Here is a 4,342-nt window from a genome sequence, read left to right as displayed (position 1 = left end):
TTCCAGGCTTCGTCGACTTCGTCAAGACGCCGGTCGGCCTTGCCGCCTGAGCCTCGACAGGGTGTGCGATACGTCGCACGCTCTTCGCCTCTTTTCTGGAGAACGCAGATGTCCGTGAAGCTTACAAAACTGCCGACGTGGCATGAAGGCGAGACCTTTATCCAGGAAAAGCTCGGCGTGAAGGAACGCATGGCCTCAGTGGGCCAGCGCGTCGTTCGCGACTACATGCCGGACCAGCACCGCGACTTTTACGCGCAATTGCCGTTCATCGTTCTTGGAAGCGTCGATCGAGCCGGTGACGCCTGGGCGACGTTCGTCGAAGGCCAGCCGGGCTTCATGTCGTCGCCTTCCCCCGTCGTGCTGGATGTTGCCGCGATGCGCGATCCGAGCGACCCGGCAAGCGAAGGGCTGGCGGACGGCTCGCCGATCGGTCTCCTTGGCATCGAGATGCACACGCGCCGCCGCAACCGTATGAACGGATTAGTCTCGACGACCGAGAGAGGTTTCCGCATTGATGTCGACCAGAGTTTTGGAAATTGCCCGCGCTACATTCAGCTGCGTGACTTTTCTTTCGAGCGTCAGCCAGGGGAATCGTTCACCGGTGAGGTTGAGCACCTGTCTGCGCTTGATGATCAGGCGCGCAGGGTGATCGCGGAGGCTGACGCGTTTTTTGTCGCTTCCTACGTTGATCGCGAGAACCGACGCCAGGTGGATGTTTCCCACCGCGGCGGCAATACCGGATTTGTCCGCATCGGCAACGATGGCGTCCTGACGATCCCCGATTTCGACGGCAATCTCTTCTTCGCAACGCTGGGCAACATTCTGCTGAACGGAAAGGCGGGGCTGCTGTTCGTCGATTTTAAATCAGGCGACCTGCTGCAGATGACGGGGAAAGCGGAACTCATTTTCGACTCGCCGGAGATCGCCGCATTCCAGGGGGCTGAGCGGCTTTGGACATTCAAGCCGACAAGCATCGTTCGCCGCCGCAACGCATTGGCGCTGAGATGGGTTTTCCAGAAGGACGGCTGGTCGCCGAGCTCCCTGATGACAGGCAGCTGGCAGCAGGCGGCCGACCGTCTCCGTGCCACAGAGCTTGCCACAAGCTGGCGGCCGATGACCGTCACCGCGATCGTCGATGAAAGCGCAACGATCAAGTCTTTTCACCTCCAGCCAGGCGATGGCGCAGGGCTCCTTCCGCACTCGGCCGGCCAGCATCTGCCCATCCGCATAAAGTTGCCTGGCGAAGATAAGGCGGTCATTCGGACCTACACGCTTTCTGTAGCGCCGTCCGATGGGATCTACCGCATCAGCGTCAAACGAGACGGTCGGGTGTCCCAATTCTTGCATGATGCTGTCGCCGTCGGCGATATCATAGAGGCACGCGCGCCGGCCGGCGGCTTCTCCATCGACGCCCGCTCGACACGTCCGGCGGTTCTTCTTGCGGGAGGCGTCGGCATCACGCCGCTGCTCGCGATGCTTCGTCATGTTGTTTACGAAGGGCTCCGCAAGCAGCGCGTTCGCCCGGTAACATTGTTCTACGCGGCTCGCTCCAAGGCCGATCGACCGTTCGAGAAAGAGATCGCAGACCTTATCGGGGCAACGAAAGGGGTCGTGCGTTTGGTCAGGGTCCTCAGCGACACCACCGATGCTGAAGAGGGTAGGGACTTCGATGCCGCGGGACGGATCGATATGGCGATGCTGACGCGGTTTCTCCCGTTCAACGACTATGATTTCTATCTCTGCGGCCCCGCCCAGTTCACGCAAGGACTCTATGACGGGCTGCGGGTTCTTAACATTGCCGACAATCGCATCCAGGCTGAAGCCTTCGGCCCATCGTCGCTGGTCCGCACGGGGCAATCCATAGCAGCCGTCGTGTCTTCCGTCGCCCAGCCGTCGGAGAAGCCGGTCCCGGTCATATTCGCGAATTCCTTGAAAGAAGCGCGATGGACGCCTGGTTCAGGCACGCTTCTGGAACTTGCCGAGGGGCGCGGCCTCGAGCCCGAGTTCAGTTGCCGGGAAGGCAATTGCGGCACATGCCGAACCAAGCTCGTCAAGGGCGCCGTCGCCTACGTCAAGCAGCCCACAGCGAAGATCGACGCCGACGAAGTGCTTCTGTGCTGCACCGTTCCAGCTGAACAGGAAGGCGGCCTGCAGCTCGCAGTCTAATGGCTCATTGCTGCGTCCAGCGTAACAGTCCCTTGTTCCCTTTCGATCTTCAGCAAGTTGCCCAACCGGATCATGTTCAATCTCAAGAGAGCGACATCTCTCTCAACCGAAAAAGGAGAAAACAATGTCACGCATTCCTACCCCGGCCACCATCAATGAGGCTCCAGAAGCTTCTCGCCCAATCCTCGAGGCCATCCAGAAGCAGATCGGTTCCGTTCCGAACATCTTCCGCCTGGTTTCCAACAGCGCCGCCGCATTGACGGGTTTAACGTCGCTCCAGGGCGCACTCGGCAAAGGCAAGCTGCCGCCGGCTACCCGCGAACGCATCGCCCTCGCCATGGCTGAGGCCAACGGCTGTGACTACTGCCTGTCGGCCCACACCTTCACCGGCACGAAGTTTGCCAAGCTCGACGAGAGTGAAATCGCTGCCAACCGCAGCGGCACGTCGAACGATCCCAAGGCAGCTGCTGCGGTCGAATTCACCCGGGCACTGACAGTGGCTCGCGGTTCCGTTGCACCGGCCGAAATCGTCAAGGTCCGTGATGCCGGCTACAGCGATGCTGAGATCGTCGAGATCATCGCCCATGTCGCCCTCAACACCTTCACGAATTACGTGAATGAGGCCCTCGACACAGAAATCGATTTTCCCCGTATCGACCGCGCCGCTGCATGACGCCAGCCGAGAAGCGGCGCGATACGCGCTGTCTCTAGTCACAACCGTCAAACATCTCCAAAAAGGAACTCACGCATGTCCCGTCCCCCGCTTCCCCCATTTACCCAAGAGAGCGCCATCGAAAAAGTCCGGCTTGCCGAAGATGGTTGGAACAGCCGCGATCCTGCCAAGGTGGCGCTTGCATACACGCTCGATACACGTTGGCGCAACCGCGCCGAGTTCGCGAAAAACCGCGCGGAGGCGGAGGCTTTCCTGAGCCGCAAGTGGAACAAGGAACTCGACTATCGCCTCATCAAAGAACTCTGGGCCTTCACCGGCAACCGTATCGCGGTCCGATATGCCTATGAATACCGCGACGACAGCGGCCAGTGGTTCCGGGCGTATGGCAATGAGAACTGGGAGTTTGCCGAGGACGGCCTGATGCGGGAACGTCATGCCAGCATCAACGAACACCCGATTGCCGAAGCAGACCGCAAGTTTCGTTGGCCCCTCGGCCGCAGACCAGATGACCATCCTGGCCTGAGCGATTTCGGCTTTTAAGCCTTAACCCGAGGAGATGAAAATGGTCGGCTCGTTAATTGATCCACGGGCAAGACTTTCAATAGAGCTGGCCCTAACAGGAACGAACGCGAGCAAGCCTCTACTGGCAAAGCAAGAAGAAGCCGGTCGTGCCCTCGGGATGACCGGCGCTGAGATGGATGTGGCAAGGCGGGGTTCAAGCTTCGACTTCAATACATCGATCGCCATATCACTTGCTTTGAATGCCTGTCGCGAAACTCGCCAGCGCGCAATACGCGCTGGCGTTTCCGAGGAAACATGTGAGGAAATCGAACGCATCGCGCTTTCTCTTCGTGCGCTGGCTGCCTCAACATGAGTTGCCCCTTGAGGCTTCGGTTTCGAGCACTTAAGGTGCTGGAAACAAACGTGATTGGGGAAGCGGATGGACCGGTGGCAGGCAATGAGGATCTTTGTGAAGGTCGCCGAAACGGAGAGTTTTGCGGAGACTGCTCGCCAGATGTTCATGAGCGCTCCGGCAGTCACACGTGCAGTAGCGTCGCTTGAGGACATGATCGGCGCACGTCTTCTGGTGCGAACCACCCGCTCGGTGAAGATGACCGAAGCGGGTGTTCGTTATTTCGAAGACTGTCGCCGGATTTTGGCCGATATCGCTGAAGCAGAGGCGGCCGCCGGCGGCTCCTATGCTACCCCAACAGGAACTCTGTCCATAACCGCGTCAGCGCTGTTCGGGCAAATGTACGTTCTCCCGATCGTGACGAGCTATCTCGACACATACGCGACCATGAAGGCCAAGACCCTCTTCATCGATCGACCGGTGAACATCGTAGAGGAAGGTATCGATGTCGCTGTGCGTATCGGCCATCTTCCGGATTCAAATCTCTCTGCCGTCAAGGTAGGAAGTGTCCGGCGCGTCATGTGCGGTTCGCCCAAATACTTCGAGCGCTATGGCGTTCCGAAATCGCCAGCCGATCTCAAGGACCACCG

The 4,342-nt window shown here is 59.3% G+C and carries 5 protein-coding genes; all 5 read left to right on the top strand.

Annotation, left to right across the window (positions count from 1 at the left end):
- The first annotated feature begins 108 nt into the window (after positions 1-108).
- On the top strand, positions 109-2,166 hold the full coding sequence (locus tag FS804_RS24580) for a pyridoxamine 5'-phosphate oxidase family protein (protein WP_144579341.1): 2,058 nt from the start codon (positions 109-111) through the stop codon (positions 2,164-2,166).
- A 124-nt stretch (positions 2,167-2,290) separates the two neighbouring features.
- Positions 2,291-2,839: a carboxymuconolactone decarboxylase family protein gene (locus tag FS804_RS24575; RefSeq protein WP_144579340.1), complete on the top strand. Its 549-nt coding sequence runs from the start codon at positions 2,291-2,293 to the stop codon at positions 2,837-2,839.
- 75 nt (positions 2,840-2,914) lie between these two features.
- Positions 2,915-3,379: a DUF1348 family protein gene (locus tag FS804_RS24570; RefSeq protein ID WP_127646531.1), complete on the top strand. Its 465-nt coding sequence runs from the start codon at positions 2,915-2,917 to the stop codon at positions 3,377-3,379.
- A gap of 22 nt (positions 3,380-3,401) precedes the next feature.
- Positions 3,402-3,713: a hypothetical protein gene (locus FS804_RS24565; protein WP_144579339.1), complete on the top strand. Its 312-nt coding sequence runs from the start codon at positions 3,402-3,404 to the stop codon at positions 3,711-3,713.
- 66 nt (positions 3,714-3,779) lie between these two features.
- Positions 3,780-4,342: LysR family transcriptional regulator (locus tag FS804_RS24560; protein WP_144579338.1), on the top strand; the 563-nt coding region annotated here is incomplete at its 3' end.

Source organism: Agrobacterium sp. DE0009, assembly GCF_007680755.1.
GTDB classification, from domain to species: domain Bacteria; phylum Pseudomonadota; class Alphaproteobacteria; order Rhizobiales; family Rhizobiaceae; genus Agrobacterium; species Agrobacterium tumefaciens_B.
The sequence above is the reverse complement of the archived record's forward strand: the minus strand, read 5'-3'. Positions and strand labels throughout refer to the sequence as shown.